Genomic DNA, 17,337 nt, shown 5'->3' with positions numbered 1-17,337 from the left:
GCATTGGGGCTCACCTCTTCCCATCCCGAACAGAGAAGTTAAGCCCAATAGCGCCGATGGTACTGCATTTATGTGGGAGAGTAGGTCGCTGCCTTTCTTTTTTAAAACCTTCATTATATATTAATGAAGGTTTTTTTGGTTACTTATATTTGATGTATATGAATTACGAACATTCTTATCTTATTGAAATCCAGTACCTAGGTTTTCGTTTTCATGGGTGGCAAAAGCAAACAAATTCAATGTCCTTGCACGAAATGATAGATAAGACATTGTCTTTTTCTCTAAAAAATATTCCGTTTAAAAGTATTGGAATGAGTCGCACTGACTCTAAAGTTTCTGCAAATCAATACTATTTTCAAATTTTTTTAAATGACATTTTAGACGATGCATTTTTAGAAGTTTTTAATCAGAATGCACCGCAAGATCTTAGAGTAAAAAGGATTCAAAAAGTTACTGTGAATTTTAATATTATTCAAGCGAATAAGATTAAAGAGTATCACTATTATTTTTCTTTAGAAAAGAACAATCACCCTTTTGCAGCTTCTTTAATGACAGCTTTTGAAGATTTAGATATTGAGAAAATGAAGATAGCAGCTATTAAATTTAAAGGGAAACATCATTTTCACAAATATTGTACTAAACCTTCACCTAATACGAGGTTTGAAAGAATTATTGAGGAATGTGAAATTGTAAAAAACAACTTATTGGATGCTAGTTTTTTTCCTGATTTAAGTTTTATATTCAAGGTGAAAGGTAAAGGGTTTTTACGTTATCAAATTCGATTGATGATGGCGATGTTGGTAGAGATAGGAGCAGGAAGAAAGACTTTAGAGCAACTAATTCAATCAATTTCATTTGAAAATGATCGTAAGCCTTTAAAAAATATTGCTCCAGCTTCAGGATTACAATTATATGCCGTAGAGTTCGATGATTTGAATAAATATTTACTTTAATTCTAATAGAGTTACTCTACTTTATAAAATAATAGAAAAATTATTCGTTATAATTTATATTTCTCCTTTCTTTGTCTGGATTTATGAGAGTACTGCGAATAAGCCTTTTTTTAATCATTCTAACAAATACAATCAACGCTCAAGTAGGTGGTGAAAGTGTTTTCCAGTTTTTAAACTTAACTTCGTCTTCAAGGCAAGTGGCTTTAGGAGGTGAGACTCTAACGTTGTATGATGATGTAAATCAACCTATATGGAATCCATCTGTGATTAATGCTGAGTTGGACAGACAACTATCAGTAAATTATACGAGTTATCTTGCGGATATAAATATAGGATCAGCATCTTATGCTCACGTAATTAGTAGACGTTTTGGAACTATTCATGGAAGTATCAAGTATTTGAATTACGGAACTTTAATTGAAGCTGATGAGAATGGGAATGAAACAGGAACCTTTAAAGCAAGTGACATTGCAATCTCGGCTGGATATGCTTTCAATTTGCCATGGACCAATATATATATGGGGTTTAATGTTAAGTTGATTAACTCCACTATTAGCAACTTTACTTCCAACGGAATAGCAACTGATATTGGAATTCTATACTATAGCCCTTATAAATCTTATAGTTTTACATTGGTAGCTAGAAATATAGGAGGCCAAATTCAATCTTTTGATGGAACGAATGAACGATTACCTTTTAAAGTTGCTATCGGAGCTTCTTATCGACTAAAATATGTTCCTTTAAAATGGCATATTACTCTTGATAATTTACAGAAATGGGATTTAGCTGTACCTAACCCATCAAACCAAACTTCTGATTTGGAAGGAAATGTAACAGAAGAGAATATTTCATTCTTTAAAAATTCAATCAGACATTTTGTAGTTGGAGCTGAGCTTTTTCCAGACAGTGCTATAAATTTGAGAGCTGGTTATAACTTTAGACGTGCTAGCGAATTAAAACTCCAAAATGCTCGCTCTTTTAGCGGAATATCGTTTGGTTTTGGAATAAAAATGAATAAATTAAGATTCAATTATGCATTTTCTAAGTATCATGCAGCAACAAATACAAGTACATTTAGCTTACAAATAGATTTAGATAAGAGGTAATGAATAGAAAAATTACAATTGCAATTGATGGATATTCTTCAACAGGAAAAAGTACTATAGCCAAACAACTGGCTAAAGAATTAGGATATGTTTATGTTGACAGTGGAGCAATGTATAGAGCAATGACTTTGTTTGCAATGAAGGAAAAATATGTTGGAGAAAATTTTCTTGACAGAGCTTCCCTTATCCATAATTTAGACAAAGCATCATTACGCTTCCAATTTAATGAAGCATTAGGTTTTGCTGAAATGTACCTTAACAATGAAAATGTAGAGCGAGAGATAAGAACTTTGGAAGTTTCTAATTTAGTAAGTAAGATTGCTGCAATCTCTGAGGTTAGAAAAAAGCTAGTAGCTATTCAAAAGGAAATAGGTAAAAACAAAGGTGTGGTGATGGACGGACGTGATATTGGAACTGTAGTTTTTAAAGATGCTGAACTCAAGCTATTTATGACTTCATCTGCTGAAACCAGAGCACAAAGAAGATTTAAAGAGTTAATTGAAAAAGGAGAAAAGGTAACTTATGAAGAAGTTCTTGAAAACGTAGTTGAAAGAGATCGAGTTGATACGACAAGAAAAGATTCGCCTTTGTTAAAAGCTGATGATGCTGTTGAAGTAGATAATTCAAACTTAACTAAGGAAGCACAATTTGAAATGATTCTTAAACTAGCTAAAGAGAAATTAGGGAATATTTAAATACTTATGTGTTTGTAAAGAAACCTTCCACTTAGGATTTTTCATGACATAATCTACGATTAACGGAGTCATTTTTTCTTTTTTACTCCATTCGGGTTGTAAAAAAAGTTCACAATGAGCACCAACTTTTGAAGCTTGCTCTTCTGCAAATTGAAAATCATTCTTATTATGAATAATCATTTTCAATTCATCGGCTTTTTCATACACTTCTTCTAATGGTAATTTTGTTTTCTTTGGCGACAAACAAAACCAATCCCAAATCCCAGAATATTGATAAGCTCCAGACGTTTCGATATGTGTTCTAATTCCTTGCGATTGCAAGGTTTTAGTTAAATAATCCATAGACCACATCAGAGGCTCTCCACCAGTAATCACAACAGTGTCAGAATATTTCTTTGCATTATTTACAATATTGTCAGCTGAAGTTGGAGGATGTATTTCGGCATTCCAACTTTCCTTAACATCGCACCAATGGCAACCAACATCACAACCTCCTATTCTAATAAAGTAAGCAGCTTTTCCTGTGTGAAACCCTTCTCCTTGAATTGTATAGAATTCTTCCATTAGCGGAAGAACTTTCCCTTGATCTATTAATTCTTTAACTTTTTCTGTCATGTTACTTCTTTACAGCAACCACCTCAATTTCAATTTTGGCACCTGCAACTAAATCGGCTGCAAATGTAGTTCTTGCAGGCTTATTATCCTTGAAAAAAGTACGATAAACTTCATTCATGGCAGCAAAATCATTGATGTCAGATAAAATTACAGTACATTTTAGTACATGATTCATATCTGAACCATTTGCTTCTAATACATCTTTGATGTTTATAAGTACTTGTTTGGTTTCTGCTTGAATACCTCCTTCTACCATTTTTCCAGCTTTATGATCTTTGCCTATTTGTCCTGTTAAAAACAAAAGTCCATCAAATTCAGTCGCATCAGAAAAAGGAGCACTATGTCTACTCTCATACTGAGATTTTAAGAAGTTTGGCGTCTTTTTTTGTTCTGTTTGACAAGAAAATAAAATAGAAATACTGAGTGTTAAAATGACAAGTTTGAGAGTTTTCATTAGTTGTAATTTAAAACTCAAAGATATGAAGAAGAAAAATCAATTTAAAAAGGTCTAAAGTGTTAATAATCAATAGAATTTTGTACATTTGCACTCCTTTTTACGAGAACAGGTTGGAAAAGGGTTTATAAATTTTAGAAACAAGTTTAATTTCTCTTTGCGTTATTATCGATAATAGCCTGAATAACAAAAAGATACAAAAAACATTTCAGCATGTCTGAAAAAACTAAAAAAGCTGAAGCTCCGGTAGAAGCTCCAGAAGTAAAAGAAGTAGCTACAGAAACTACTACAGTAGCAACTGAATCTCCAGAAGATTTTTTAAACAATTTTGATTGGCACAAATACGAAGAAGGTATTGAAGCTGTTGATGAATCAAAGTTAAAAGAGTTCGAAAAAGCGTTAGAAGGAACAGTAGGTTTCGTAAATGAGCGCGATGTAATTGAAGGTGTTGTTGTTAGAAAAACTGACAGAGACGCAATCATTGATATCAACTCTAAATCTGAAGGTGTTATCTCTTTAAACGAATTCCGTTACAATCCTAACTTAGCTGTTGGTGATAAAGTAGAAGTTTTAGTTGACAAGAGAGAAGATAGTACAGGACAATTAGTATTATCTCACAAAAAAGCAAGAGTAATTAAAGCTTGGGAGCGTGTAAACAATGCTCACGAAACAGGTGAAGTAGTAAACGGATTTGTAAAATGTAGAACTAGAGGTGGTATGATCGTTGATGTTTTCGGAATTGAAGCATTCTTACCAGGTTCTCAGATTGACGTAAAACCAATCCGTGATTACGATCAATATGTAGAGAAAACAATGGAATTCAAAGTGGTGAAAATCAATCACGAATTCAAAAACGTTGTTGTATCTCACAAAGCTCTTATTGAAGCTGATATCGAAATCCAAAAGAAAGAGATTATCGGTCAATTAGAAAAAGGACAAGTATTAGAAGGAGTTGTGAAGAACGTAACTTCTTACGGTGTATTTGTTGACTTAGGTGGTGTAGATGGATTAATCCACATTACAGATTTATCTTGGTCTAGAATCAACCATCCAAACGAGGTTGTAGAGTTAGATCAAAAATTAAATGTTGTAATCTTAGACTTTGATGATAGCAAGTCTAGAATTCAGTTAGGATTAAAACAATTATCTGCTCATCCTTGGGATGCTTTAAATGCTGACTTAAAAGTTGGTGATAAGATAACTGGTGATGTTGTTGTAATTGCAGATTACGGTGCATTTGTTGAAGTATCTGAAGGTGTTGAAGGATTGATTCACGTTTCTGAAATGTCTTGGTCTACTCACTTACGTTCTGCACAAGATTTCGTACAAGTTGGAGACAAAGTTGAAGCTCAGATTTTAACGTTAGATAGAGATGAGCGTAAGATGTCTTTAGGTATGAAACAATTACACCCAGATCCTTGGACAGACATTACTACTAAATATCCTGTAGGTTCTACTCATACGGGTACGATTAGAAATTACACAAATTTTGGTGTATTTGTAGAGTTAGAAGAAGGAATTGATGGATTAGTTTATATCTCTGATCTTTCTTGGACTAAGAAAATTAAGCATCCATCAGACTTTGTAACTGTTGGTGATAAATTAGAAGTTCAAGTATTAGAATTAGATGTAGAAGGACGTAAGTTAAACTTAGGTCACAAGCAAACTCAAGAAAATCCTTGGGATAAGCATGAAGAAACTTATGCAATCGATTCTATTCATGAAGGAACAATCAAAGAGAAAAATGACAAAGGAGCAGTTGTTGCTTTTGCTGATGGAGTAGAAGGGTTTGCACCAGGACGTCATTTAGAAAAAGAAGATGGTTCTAAGTTTGCTAAAGGAGATACAGACAAGTTCAAAGTATTAGAATTTAGTAAAGAATACAGAAGAGTAGTTGTTTCTCATACTGCAATCTTTAAAGAGCAAGAGAAGCGCAATGTAAAAGCTGCTGCTAAGAAATCTGCTGACGCACCAAAATCTACATTAGGAGATATCGGTGGATTGGCTGAATTAAAGAAGAAAATGGAAGGAGGAAAGTAATTTCTAACTTCTCTTCAATATAAAAAAACCCGTTGCATTGCAACGGGTTTTTGTTTTTTAATTCCCCTTCGCAGGTTTTGAAAACTTCGGAGGAGTTACTTTTTTCTTAGAAGGCAATTGCTTTAGCAATTCTGCAACCGCTCTTTCCAATTGAGGGTCTTTTCCTTGTGACAAAGACTTAGCATCCTGTCTCACTTTAATGTCTGGAGCCACACCTTTGTTCTCAGCAATCCACTCGTTTTTATTTGGATCAAAAACAGCGTTGTCTGGCGCGGTTAAAGAACCACCGTCAATCAATCTGTAGTGAGTAGAAGATTTTACCAATCCTCCCCATGTAGTCATACCAATGAGCTTTCCTGCATTTTGTTGTCTAAATACCCATGGGAAGAAGTCTCCACCTGAACCTGCTAACTCGTTAATTAATAAAACTTTTGGGCCTAAAATACCTGCGGGTAGTTTCATGGCTTTCCCGTTAGGAACTTCGTTGGTCAATCCAGCACGTAAACTACGAGTCATTAGGTCTACCATATAATCGTCTAGTAATCCACCACCGTTAAAACGCTCGTCAATCACAGCTCCTTCTTTATCTTGTTGCGCAAAGTAGTAACGATTGAAAGAAACATAACCAGGTCCACCTGTGTTAGGAACCCAAACATACCCCAAACGTCCGTTAGATAATTTGTCTACCAATCTTCTATTGTCTTCTACCCATGTTCTTTGGCGTAATCCGTTTTCACTTCTAATAGGTACAACGGTTTCTTTCCAAGAACCTTTAAAACTAGGTTCGCTATTGATGTGCAATACAGTTTGCTTTCCATTCGTTCCATCTAAATATTCATAGATATTATCATTGGTAGTAATTTCTTTTCCGTTGATTCCAACTATATAATTTCCATTCTTGATATTTAACCCAGGTGCATCTAAAGGACCCGATAAACCAGGGTTCCAACTTTCAGTAGTGTAAATTCTTCGGATTCTCCAACGGTTACTATTGGCAACTAAATCTGCCCCTAACATACCAACTTGAGATCTTTCTATGCTTGGGAAATCTCCTCCACGTACAAAACTGTGACCTACAGAAAGTTCTCCGTTTACTTGATCTAGAACGTAATTCAAGTCTGCTCTGTGCTTGATAAATGGTACTAAAGGAGCATATCTTTTGTAGACTGCTTTCCAATCTCTACCATGCATTCCAGGATCATAAAAATAATCTCTTTCATAACGATAAGCTTCCTCAAACATCTGTTCCCATTCTGCAATACGATCTAATTTCATTTGAAGACTAACAGACATTGTTTTTCCACTTTTTCCATTAGGTCCAGCTGCATTGATTACTTTCCAAGAACCACGAACTCTGGCAAGCATGTGTTTACCATTAGCAGTTACTACAATATTGCTTGAACCAGAAAGGAATGGTTTTGCCTTTTGGTCTTTTAATTTATACTTCTGTATAGAAGGGCCATTTGGACTATTTCCAGCAATGAAAACACTACCTTTTGGTCCAGCTACTAAATACCAATAATTTCCAGAGCGAATTCCTAATGGGAATGTTCTTCTAGCCAAGCCATCAAAATCAATGGTCATAGGCTTTGCAACTGGTTTTTTCTTTCCTCCTTTACTCTTTGAATCTTTCTTCTTATCGTCTTTTTTCTTTTCCCCTTTCTCTTTTTTTACTTCTTCCTCATCACTTTTAGGTTTGAAAGGAGAACTATCTTTTTTATCTAAGTTTACCACATAAGCGGCATAACTAGGGTCTGCTGTCATTGCACTTGTATTTGCCCATCCAGAACCTAAGGCAACATTGGTGCTTGCTAAAAAGTATAAGTGCTTTTTATCTAAATCCCATACAGGAGAAAAAGAATCAGCAAAAGGGTCAGTAATCGCTCTCTTAGTATTCGATTTTAGAGACCAAATATAGATTTGTCTAAAGTTGTTTTCTGCAGATTTTTCATAAGCAATCCAATTAGAATCTGGAGACCAGTTCAAACCAATTCGAGAGCGTTCAAGGTTGTTTCCACCTACGTCGATAGTTTGAACTTTTTTCGTTTCTAGATTTACTACTCTCATTCGAACATCATCATCTACAAAAGCAATGTGTTTTCCATCAGGAGACCATGTTGGATTCCAAGCCATTTTAGATTCGCCAATGGAGATTTTTGTAAGTTCAGAAGTTCCATCCTGATTAGAAAGATATAAAGCATACCCTTTTCTGTCTTTATCGGAGAACCAAGCAATTTGATCGCCTTTAGGAGACCAAATTGGAGCACGATCTGCAGTTCCAGAACTTTGAGTAATATTTCTAGCATCCCCATCTTTAACTGGAATGGTGAAAATCTCTCCACGAGATTCCATAATAGCTCTTTTTCCATTTGGAGATAAAGAAGCAGATCTAGCAGATCTTGTTACATTTTGCCATTTTGTTTCAGTCCAAGGAAAATCACCAACAACATTTATTTTCAATCGATTTGATTTTCTAGAACTAATATCATAGGTATGTAGATACCCGTCTCGTTCGTAAACCAATGTGTTTTTATCTCCAGAAAGCCATTTGATGTCTGAGCCTTTAAACTTGGTCACTTGTGTTAAGCTTTTGCTTTTGGTATTGTATTTCCAAATATTCATTACCAAATCTCTATCTGACAAGAAGTAAATATCATCACCTAACCATAAAGGCTGAACATCTGTAGTATTTGTATGAGGTAATAATATTTCTTCTGAAGTTTTGATATCCAAAATAATTAAAGGCGTATTTTGGCCTCCTCTATAAGCTCTCCATTCAGTATCCCATCTACTCATTTTATCAATAATCATTTTCTTTCCATTTGGAGAATATGAACCATTGAAACCCCACTGTTCTGAGATTAAACTTGGAGCACCACCTTTGACTGGAACTGTCCATAATCGATTATAAGGTCTAGGAGCTGTTTCACGAGAACTCACATACAAAACTGATTTCCCATCATTGGTCCAGCCCCGTACTCCAGATCCATTAGGATGCCATGTTAGTCGTTTTGGTTCACCTCCATTAATAGAAACTACATATACAGAAGCGGTTCCTGATCTGTTTGATGTAAAAGCAATCCATTTTCCATCTGGAGAGATTTTGGGGTTTGCTTCTTGAGCAGGAGTACTAGTAATTCTTCTTGCGTTTTTTGTTCCTAAAGTGTTTACCCAGATATCTCCACCGTAAGAAAAAACTACATGAGTAGAGTTGATATCAGGTTGTCTGAGAAGTCTAGTTTCTTGGGCATTAGAATTTTGATTTCCAAGAAAAAGAGAAATGAAGAAAATCCCTAAGATTTTAAAAAACTTAGAGTTCTTAAGAGTTTTGAATACCATAGTTAAGATGTTTGGTTAAAGAACTTAAAGATAGGAAAAAACGTTCCTAGAAAAATGTTAAAAACTCTAAGATTGCTTTTGTGAATATTTCGATTTTAGAAAATGAATTCTTCCGAAAAAAATTATCTTTGTTGAGCTTAAAAAAACATCAATGACATTAATCAAATCAATCTCAGGAATTAGAGGAACAATAGGAGGAAAAGTAGGAGATAATTTAACGCCTTTAGATGCAGTAAAATTTGCATCTGCATACGGTACTTTTATCAAGAAAAGAAATCCAAATAAAGATAAAATTACTGTGGTTTTAGGAAGAGATGCTCGTATTTCTGGAAAAATGATTAGTAGTTTGGTTGCAAACACTTTGGTTGGTTTGGGAATTGATGTTGTAGATTTAGGTTTGTCTACCACACCAACTGTAGAAGTTGCAGTTCCTTTGGAAAAAGCAGAAGGAGGTATTATTCTAACAGCAAGCCACAATCCAAAACAATGGAACGCATTAAAATTATTAAATGAAAAAGGAGAATTTTTAAGTGGAGTAGATGGCGAGAAAATTTTAGCTGCTGCAGAAAAAGATGATTACAGTTTTTCTGAAGTTGATGATTTGGGTAGTTATTCCAAGAAACCAGGTTATATCAATAAGCATATTGAAGAAGTTTTAGCATTAGAATTGGTAGATGTTGATGCCATAAAAAAGGCTGGATTTAAAGTCGTTGTTGATGGTGTGAATTCTACAGGAGGAATTGCAATTCCTGCACTGTTAAAAGAATTAAATGTAGAATGTATAGAACTGTATTGTGAACCTAACGGACATTTCCCTCATAATCCTGAGCCTTTAAAAGAACACTTAACGGATATTTCTGAATTGGTTGTGAAAGAAAAAGCTGATTTCGGAATTGTGGTTGACCCAGATGTAGACCGTTTAGCTTTGATTTGTGAAGATGGATCTATGTTTGGAGAAGAATATACATTGGTTGCTTGTGCAGATTATGTCTTAGGCCAAAAAGGAGGAGGAAATACAGTTTCTAACTTATCTTCATCAAGAGCATTAAGAGATGTTACTCAAAAACATGGAGGAACATACACAGCTAGTGCGGTAGGAGAGGTGAATGTAGTGATAAAAATGAAAGAAACTAATACTGTTATTGGTGGAGAAGGGAACGGAGGAATTATTTATCCAGCTTCACATTACGGAAGAGACAGTCTGGTTGGGGTGGCATTATTCTTATCTCACTTGGCTAAAAAACAAATTTCTTGTAAAGCCTTAAGAGATAGCTATCCAAGTTATTTTATGAGTAAAAATAAAATTCAGTTGACACCTGAAATAGATGTAGATCAAATCTTAAAAGACATGGCTACAAAGTATGCCAATGAAGATATCAATACAATTGATGGTGTGAAGATAGATTTTGAAAAAGAATGGGTACATTTACGCAAGTCTAATACCGAACCAATCATTCGAATTTATACTGAAAGCGATTCACAAGAAAATGCGAATGCTTTGGCTGAAAGAATTATTAAAGAAATCAAAGAAATTATAGCATAATCATGGCTTCTTCATTAGAACAATATTTCAAACCGTTTAGAGATCAAATTATAGGAATTGATCAGACTTTTGATTCTCCTTATGGAAAACAGCATCTAATTTATACAGATTGGACTGCTAGTGGTAGATTATATCGACCTATAGAAGAGAAAATAATGAATGAGTTTGGCCCTTTTGTAGCCAATACTCATACAGAGACTTCAACTTCAGGAGCTGCAATGACTCTTGCATATCATGAGGCGAGAAATATTATTAAGAAACATGTAAATGCTGATAAAAATGATGTTTTAATTACTGAAGGGTCAGGAATGACAGGAGTAGTTAACAAATTTCAAAGAATCCTTGGATTAAAAGTTTCTGAGAATTTGAAAGATCATACTACCATTCCTGAAGATATTAGACCTATTGTTTTTGTTTCTCATATGGAGCATCATTCTAATCAAACATCATGGTTAGAAACTATTGCTGATGTGGAAGTTGTTCCTTGTAATGATGCTGGATTGGTCTGTTTGCATAAATTTGAAGAATGCATTCAAAAACATCAACATAGAAAATTAAAAATTGCTTCGGTAACTTCTTGTTCTAATGTAACAGGAATTAAAACTCAATATCACGAAATTGCAAAATTGATTCATAAATACAATGGATTGTGTTTTGTTGATTTTGCTTGCTCTGGACCTTATGTAGACATAAATATGCATCCTGAAGATGAGGATGCTTCTTTAGATGCAATCTTCTTTTCTCCTCATAAATTTTTAGGAGGACCAGGAAGTTCTGGAGTTTTAATTTTTAATAAAAAACTGTATAAAAATTTAGTTCCAGACAATCCAGGAGGGGGAACCGTAAGTTACACTAACCCTTGGGGTGATCATGATTACTTTGATGATGTAGAAACTAGGGAAGATGGTGGTACTCCTGCTTTCTTACAAACCATTCGTATAGCACTTTCTATTCAATTGAAAGATCAAATGGGTACTAAGAAGATGGAAGAAAGAGAGAACGAAATGAATGCTAAAATGTTTGAAACTTTAGAGTCGATTCCTAATGTTCAAATATTAGCACCTAATCATAAAGAACGTTTAAGTATATTCTCATTCTATTTAGAGAATGTTCATTTTAATTTGGTAGTTAAATTATTGAATGATCGTTTTGGAATTCAAACTAGAGGAGGTTGCTCTTGTGCTGGTACTTATGGACATTTTTTGTTAAATGTAGATCAAGAAACATCGTATAGTATCAAAGACCAGATTATTGAAGGATGTTCTACCGAAAAACCAGGTTGGATTCGTTTATCAATTCACCCAACAACTACTGATGCTGAATTGGATTACATTTGTTCTTCGTTAAAAGAGTTGTGTGCAAATATTGATGATTGGAGTAGTGATTATGAATACGATATGAATAAGAATGATTACGTTCACAAATCTGCAACTCCGGTTGAAAAGAAACTAGTAGCAGATTGGTTCTCTATAATCTAAAATGTAACAATTGATTAATAATTTAATGAATTGTTATGATACATTTTGCAAATAAAAAAGAATTAACAGATAAACTTATCTGATTATTATTGCCATTCTTTTGGCACTTTATCTCGATGCTTAAATCGTTTATGAGACCATAAATAATATTCTGGTTGGGCGTGAATGTTTCGCTCTGTAATTGCTAAATATTTATCTGTTACTTTATAATCTTCAAAATCTCTTGGCGTTTCTGTAATGGTCTCGAAGGTTACTTCAAAATACCCTCTTTTGATTTTTTTGATAGAGTAGTTTACAACAGCCATATCAAATTTCTTTGCCAACATCTCAGCTCCAGTATGAATAGGAACTTTCACACCCATAAATTCAGACCAATAATGGGTCTTATGTACTTGTGGAGATTGATCACTTAAAAGTAAGTATAAACCTTGTACGTTGTTGTCAAAGTTCTTTGCCATAGACTTAATGGTCTCTGTAGTTTTGTATCCAATAAAACCAAATTTCATTCTAGAGTCTTTTACTGTCTTATCAAAGTACTTATTACCAATTCGAGTATAGGCTCCAAAACATTGAATATCTACAAATAAAGGAATACTAATAGACCATTCCCAGTTGGCTTGATGAGCACCAACAAAAGCAATACTTTTTCCTCTTTTATGTAAATCGTTTATTAATTCAGGGTTTTTGTATACGTATCGTTTAGAGATTTCTTTTTTACTTATAGTAAAAGCTTTAATACTTTCTACAAAAATATCAGTAAAGTGTCTGAAAAACTTCTTTCTAATTGATTTTAGTTCACTTAACTCTTTTTCAGGAAAAGCCAATTTTAAATTTTCCAAAACAACTTCCTTTCTATATCCTATAATATAGTAGAAAAGAAAGTAGAAAAAATCAGAGATCATATATAATACTCTCATAGGTAAGAGAGATAACAACCAAATGATAGGATATGTTAAAGCGAAAACTAAAAACTGCATTCTTAAAATTTATTGAGCAAATATCGTATATAAATTTGTAACAGCATACGATGATTCTTCTCTTTTCGTTATGTTTGTGACATGCTAGAAAATACAAACCCTATTGTTTTATTATTAATTGTTGTTACTGTTTTAACTTCTATTAAAGGATTTAGCGATTATGCTTTTTTTGAAAAGTTTAAATTTCAAGTTACTAGAATTTTAAACGGAGAAAAGATTCGCATGGTAAGCTCCGGTTTTTTGCATGCAGACTGGCTTCATTTAGGATTCAATATGTATGCTCTATATCTTTTTGGTGATATTGTAGCATTTCAGTTAGGTAACTTTTCTTTTCTAATCATCTATTTTGGAAGTCTACTAGCTGGGAGTGTTTACTCTTTATACTATCATAAAAAAGAACCATATTACAGTGCCATAGGTGCCTCAGGAGCTGTTTCTGGAGTTGTATATTCTTGTATTATGCTATATCCTGAAATGGAGCTGATGCTTATCTTAATTCCAGTTCCAATACCTGGATATATTTTTGGAGTTGCCTACCTTTTATATTCTATGTATGGAATGAAAAAACAATTAGGAAACATTGGGCATTCTGCCCATTTAGGCGGGGCTATTGGTGGTTTTGCTTTAACATTGATTATTTTCCCACAGATATTTACAATCAATCAGATGATGGTAATTATCTTATCGATACCCATTCTAATCTTACTTTTCTTTGGGAAGAAATTGAATATTTAAAGATTGTATGCGATTCATATCCTTTTTTATAATTATCAGCTTTCTATTTCTAAGCAAAAGTTACGCACAGAAAGATTCTATTGATGTAAGAAAACACAATAAAAATTTCTTAAAAGTAAATGCAATTCCTATTTCTTTGATTACTGTAGGTACATTAATAAGTACCAGCAAATTTGAAAAAGATTTTCAAACAAGTGTAAGAAATTTTGTGGGAAATGATTTTAATTCTCAGTTAGATAATTATACAAGATATGTTCCCATTGCTGAGATAGCAATTGCAGATGTACTAGGAGTTCGTTCTAAAAATCATTGGTTTGACCAAGCAAAGAATTGGACTATATCTTGGTTTCTCACAGATCAAATAACATTCAAACTCAAGAAATGGATTCGAAAACCAAGACCTTCTAATTTTGATCGATTCTCTTTTCCTTCAGGACATACATCTTTTGCTTTTATGAATGCAGAAGTTTTGTATAATGAATTTAAAGATAGTTCACCATGGCTTGCTTACAGTGGTTATGTTTTTGCCTCAGGAACTGGTGCGTTAAGGATTATGAATAACGCACATTATTTAAGCGATGTTTTAGTTGCTTCAGGAATTGGAATATTAATCACAAAAATGGTGTACTGGTTAGACCCTATTATCAAGTGGAATCCGTTTAAAAAAATAAAAGGAGTTACTTTTTTTCCTCAGAAGTATGAAGGAAGGACAGGCTTTTACTTTGCTTTAAGGATATAAAAAAAGTCTTATCAATTATGATAAGACTTTTTTGAGCGGGAGACCGGGTTCGAACCGGCGACATTCAGCTTGGAAGGCTGACGCTCTACCAACTGAGCTACTCCCGCTGATAGACCCTGCAAATATAAAATCATTTTTTATTTAGGCAATGAAAAAAGTATAAATCAATAAAATTGTTGATTTTCTCTTAGAACCTTCAACATATGAAAACCGAATATTTCATACCCTTCGTTATAATAGAACTTATGTGATTTTCTATTCTCAACATAGGTGTTTAATTCAATGGCTTCACAGCCTTTAGATTTTGTATACTCGTGAATCCATTGAAAGAATTTTTTCCCAAGTCCTTTATTTCGGTGTTTTTCATCAATAACCACATGATCTGGTTCTACAGTTTTTCCAATGTAGTGTCTGGTGGAATACCAAAGACCAGAAATCCCTATCAGCTCATTGTCTAAATACATACCAATACATTCGTAATGAGGAAGTTTAATCATTTCTTTAAACCTACTTTCTAGCAAATCTTGAGGAGTTTTATGATTGATTTTTCTTATTAGAGGAATAACGTCTAATATTTTTTCCTCTCTTAAACTTTTAATATCTAGAACCATACAAATGTTTTGGTAAAGATATTATTTGTCTTTTTTTAATCAAATGAAATGTAAACCTAAATTTTTAAGACTACATTATTTCCTAATTATTTAAACTTAGAATAGCCTGAAAATACCTTTCAGCAACTAGTAAAGCTCCATCTTGAGAATAATGAACATCATCAAATAAATAAAAGTCTTGCCAGTCTTTAGCCATATCTACTGTAATAACAGTAGAGTTTTGAGTAGTTTGTTCATTTGTTAAGTTAATAACTTTACTATTTAATTCATTAAGTACTTGCCAAAGAGAGTTGGTCATAATATCTGATTTTCCAGGAGCTATTTGTTCAATAATTATAATAACATCAGGATTCATTACTTGAATGAAATCAACAATAAGGTTGATGTTTTGTATAATCTGATTTACATCTACATTTAATAACAAATCATTACCTCCAATACCTAATAATACAATATCAGGAACATTATGGGGATCTATTATTTGTGTAAAATAGCTCAAAATATTTGCAGACGTAAATCCTCCATAACCTGCATGATGGGGATCAAAAGATTGATTCTGATAATTCGGTTGACTAGTTAAGTCGGTTTTTGGACCAATAAAATCAAAATCTATTTCCTCATGTATTAATAATTTCCATAGATCATATCTATAACTCTGAAAACCTTGTAAGGAATTAGAACCAGCTACTCTAGAATCTCCAATAGGCATTATTTTTAAAGTTATTGAATCTCTTGTTATGATGTTGTTGTCATCTCGTTGACATGAGCTTAAGATGATTAATATTAGAAAAAAGATAATAGTAACTAATAATAAAAGAAATAGTTTTTGAATTTTTTTTTCACGCATGAATAACTATTTTGTTGCTCAACAAATTTATGGTTCACAATCCAAGAATAGCAATTCATTAAGTATGCAAAAAGGGATGCTTTTTAAAAATAATTTTATTAGATATAAATTCATTTTTTGTAAATAATCAAATATCTTGTAAGAAATTAAGATGTTTTTTCGACATTAAACAAAATGCGATAATAGGTTTATTCGTAAAACATATAAAATTAACTACCATGAAAACATTAAAGTTTCTTATAACCCTAGTCTTTATTTCTCTAAATATTAGTGTGAGTTCCCAAAATAGAGAAGTAAAAATTGAAGTAACAAAAATTACTGAACAGTTTTATATGTTGAAAGGGCAAGGGGGAAATATTGGACTCTTTATTGGAGAAGATGCTATTTTTATGATTGATGATCAGTTTGCACCACTAACTCCAAAAATTTTGGAAGCTATTAAAAAAATTACTCCCCAAAAAGTAGATTATTTAATTAACACACATTGGCATGGTGATCATACTGGAGGAAATGAAAACATGGCAAAAGAAGGAGCTCTAATTGTAGCTCACGAGAATGTTAGAAAAAGAATGTCTAAAGAAAGTACAAGGAGAGGAAGAAAAATTCCTGCATCACCAAAAGAAGCATTACCTGTAATTACTTTTGATAAAGATGTTACTTTTCATATCAATGGAGATGATATCTTGGCAACGCATATTCATAATGCTCATACAGATGGTGATGCTCTGGTATATTTTGCTAACAATAATGTGCTGCATACTGGAGATAGTTATTTTCAAACAGGCTTTCCTTATATTGATTTAACCTCAGGTGGTAGTATAGATGGATATATTTCTGGAATTGAAAAAATGATTATGCTTGTTGATGATGAAACGAAAATAGTACCTGGGCATGGAACAGTTTCTTCTAAAAAAGATCTTGAAGAATATTTAGTAATGCTAAGAACGCTGAAAAATAGAGTTGAAGCCGAGATTAAGAAAGGGAAGACTTTAGAGGAAGTAAAAAAGAATACAAACATTACTAAAGGATATGAATCTAAAAGTTGGTGGATTACTTCAGAAAGAATAAGAGAAACAATATTTAGAAGTTTAAATAAGCAATAAAAAACGAGGTCAAAAGACCTCGCTTTTTATTTCAAAAGATTGCGCCATCAGTTAATTGAATTTTGTACTTTTAGTTGACTTTATAAAAGCAATTGATTACTG

Annotated in this window: 15 protein-coding genes, 1 tRNA gene and 1 rRNA gene; 10 read left to right on the top strand and 7 right to left on the bottom strand. The window is 33.1% G+C overall.

The genetic code is table 11. The features are described 5' to 3' along the window. The 4 genes from rrf to cmk all read left to right on the top strand — a co-directional run. Window positions 1–97: ribosomal RNA gene (rrf, locus tag AAON49_RS02080) — 5S ribosomal RNA — on the top strand; the annotation flags it as partial. A gap of 55 nt (window positions 98–152) precedes the next feature. Continuing rightward, a complete protein-coding gene (locus tag AAON49_RS02075) occupies window positions 153–953 on the top strand; it encodes a tRNA pseudouridine synthase A (protein WP_349552278.1) in 801 nt (266 codons plus the stop codon). 83 nt (window positions 954–1,036) lie between these two features. Next, on the top strand, window positions 1,037–2,059 hold the full coding sequence (gene porQ / locus AAON49_RS02070; RefSeq protein WP_349552274.1) for a type IX secretion system protein PorQ: 1,023 nt from the start codon (window positions 1,037–1,039) through the stop codon (window positions 2,057–2,059). Continuing rightward, window positions 2,059–2,754, top strand: coding sequence for a (d)CMP kinase (gene cmk, locus AAON49_RS02065; protein ID WP_349552273.1), 696 nt, complete (start codon window positions 2,059–2,061; stop codon window positions 2,752–2,754). The genes porQ and cmk overlap by 1 nt, the downstream gene beginning before the upstream one ends. On the opposite strand, the gene AAON49_RS02060 is transcribed toward cmk, so the two are convergent. Continuing rightward, window positions 2,740–3,369, bottom strand: a complete 630-nt coding sequence (locus AAON49_RS02060; protein ID WP_349552271.1) for a 7-carboxy-7-deazaguanine synthase QueE — start codon at window positions 3,367–3,369, stop codon at window positions 2,740–2,742. The two genes, cmk and AAON49_RS02060, sit on opposite strands and share 15 nt — an antisense overlap. A 1-nt stretch (window position 3,370) precedes the next feature. Then, window positions 3,371–3,823: a RidA family protein gene (locus AAON49_RS02055; protein WP_349552270.1), complete on the bottom strand. Its 453-nt coding sequence runs from the start codon at window positions 3,821–3,823 to the stop codon at window positions 3,371–3,373. A gap of 213 nt (window positions 3,824–4,036) precedes the next feature. Here AAON49_RS02055 and rpsA point away from each other — a divergent pair, with 213 nt between their 5' ends. Next, a complete protein-coding gene (gene rpsA, locus AAON49_RS02050; protein WP_349552268.1) occupies window positions 4,037–5,863 on the top strand; it encodes a 30S ribosomal protein S1 in 1,827 nt (608 codons plus the stop codon). A 57-nt stretch (window positions 5,864–5,920) separates the two neighbouring features. On the opposite strand, the gene AAON49_RS02045 is transcribed toward rpsA, so the two are convergent. After that, window positions 5,921–9,202, bottom strand: a complete 3,282-nt coding sequence (locus AAON49_RS02045; protein WP_349552266.1) for a S41 family peptidase — start codon at window positions 9,200–9,202, stop codon at window positions 5,921–5,923. A 151-nt stretch (window positions 9,203–9,353) separates the two neighbouring features. Between AAON49_RS02045 and glmM the strand changes: the two genes are divergently transcribed. Next, window positions 9,354–10,745, top strand: a complete 1,392-nt coding sequence (glmM, locus tag AAON49_RS02040; RefSeq protein WP_349552265.1) for a phosphoglucosamine mutase — start codon at window positions 9,354–9,356, stop codon at window positions 10,743–10,745. A gap of 2 nt (window positions 10,746–10,747) precedes the next feature. Further along, a complete protein-coding gene (locus tag AAON49_RS02035) occupies window positions 10,748–12,223 on the top strand; it encodes an aminotransferase class V-fold PLP-dependent enzyme (RefSeq protein ID WP_349552263.1) in 1,476 nt (491 codons plus the stop codon). Between the two features lie 86 nt (window positions 12,224–12,309). Here the strand turns inward: AAON49_RS02035 and AAON49_RS02030 are convergent, their stop codons facing one another. Next, complete coding sequence (locus AAON49_RS02030) at window positions 12,310–13,200, bottom strand: lysophospholipid acyltransferase family protein (protein WP_349552262.1); 891 nt, start codon at window positions 13,198–13,200, stop codon at window positions 12,310–12,312. 81 nt (window positions 13,201–13,281) lie between these two features. On the opposite strand from AAON49_RS02030, the gene AAON49_RS02025 reads away from it, so the two are divergent. Together AAON49_RS02025 and AAON49_RS02020 are read left to right on the top strand one after the other, a co-directional pair. Then, a complete protein-coding gene (locus tag AAON49_RS02025) occupies window positions 13,282–13,935 on the top strand; it encodes a rhomboid family intramembrane serine protease (RefSeq protein ID WP_349552260.1) in 654 nt (217 codons plus the stop codon). A 7-nt stretch (window positions 13,936–13,942) separates the two neighbouring features. Next, entirely contained in the window at window positions 13,943–14,674 is a 732-nt protein-coding gene (locus AAON49_RS02020; RefSeq protein ID WP_349552258.1) for a phosphatase PAP2 family protein, read from the top strand. Between the two features lie 34 nt (window positions 14,675–14,708). On the opposite strand, the gene AAON49_RS02015 is transcribed toward AAON49_RS02020, so the two are convergent. The 3 genes from AAON49_RS02015 to AAON49_RS02005 all read right to left on the bottom strand — a co-directional run bounded on the left by AAON49_RS02015 (window position 14,709) and on the right by AAON49_RS02005 (window position 16,132). Continuing rightward, a tRNA-Gly gene (locus AAON49_RS02015) sits at window positions 14,709–14,781 on the bottom strand. Between the two features lie 57 nt (window positions 14,782–14,838). Further along, entirely contained in the window at window positions 14,839–15,285 is a 447-nt protein-coding gene (locus AAON49_RS02010; RefSeq protein WP_349552257.1) for a GNAT family N-acetyltransferase, read from the bottom strand. Between the two features lie 82 nt (window positions 15,286–15,367). Further along, window positions 15,368–16,132 carry an SGNH/GDSL hydrolase family protein gene (locus AAON49_RS02005; RefSeq protein ID WP_349552255.1) on the bottom strand — a complete coding sequence of 255 codons (765 nt, stop codon included), beginning with the start codon at window positions 16,130–16,132 and terminating at the stop codon, window positions 15,368–15,370. Window positions 16,133–16,350: 218 nt separating this feature from the next. On the opposite strand from AAON49_RS02005, the gene AAON49_RS02000 reads away from it, so the two are divergent. Beyond that, the gene (locus tag AAON49_RS02000) at window positions 16,351–17,235 is read left to right on the top strand and encodes an MBL fold metallo-hydrolase (protein WP_349552253.1); all 885 of its coding nucleotides are present in this window, start codon (window positions 16,351–16,353) and stop codon (window positions 17,233–17,235) included. Window positions 17,236–17,337 lie beyond the last annotated feature (102 nt).

It is taken from the genome of Pseudotenacibaculum sp. MALMAid0570 (genome assembly GCF_040151415.1).
In the GTDB taxonomy this organism is placed as follows: domain Bacteria; phylum Bacteroidota; class Bacteroidia; order Flavobacteriales; family Flavobacteriaceae; genus Polaribacter.
This window is presented reverse-complemented; position numbering and strand designations above follow the sequence as displayed.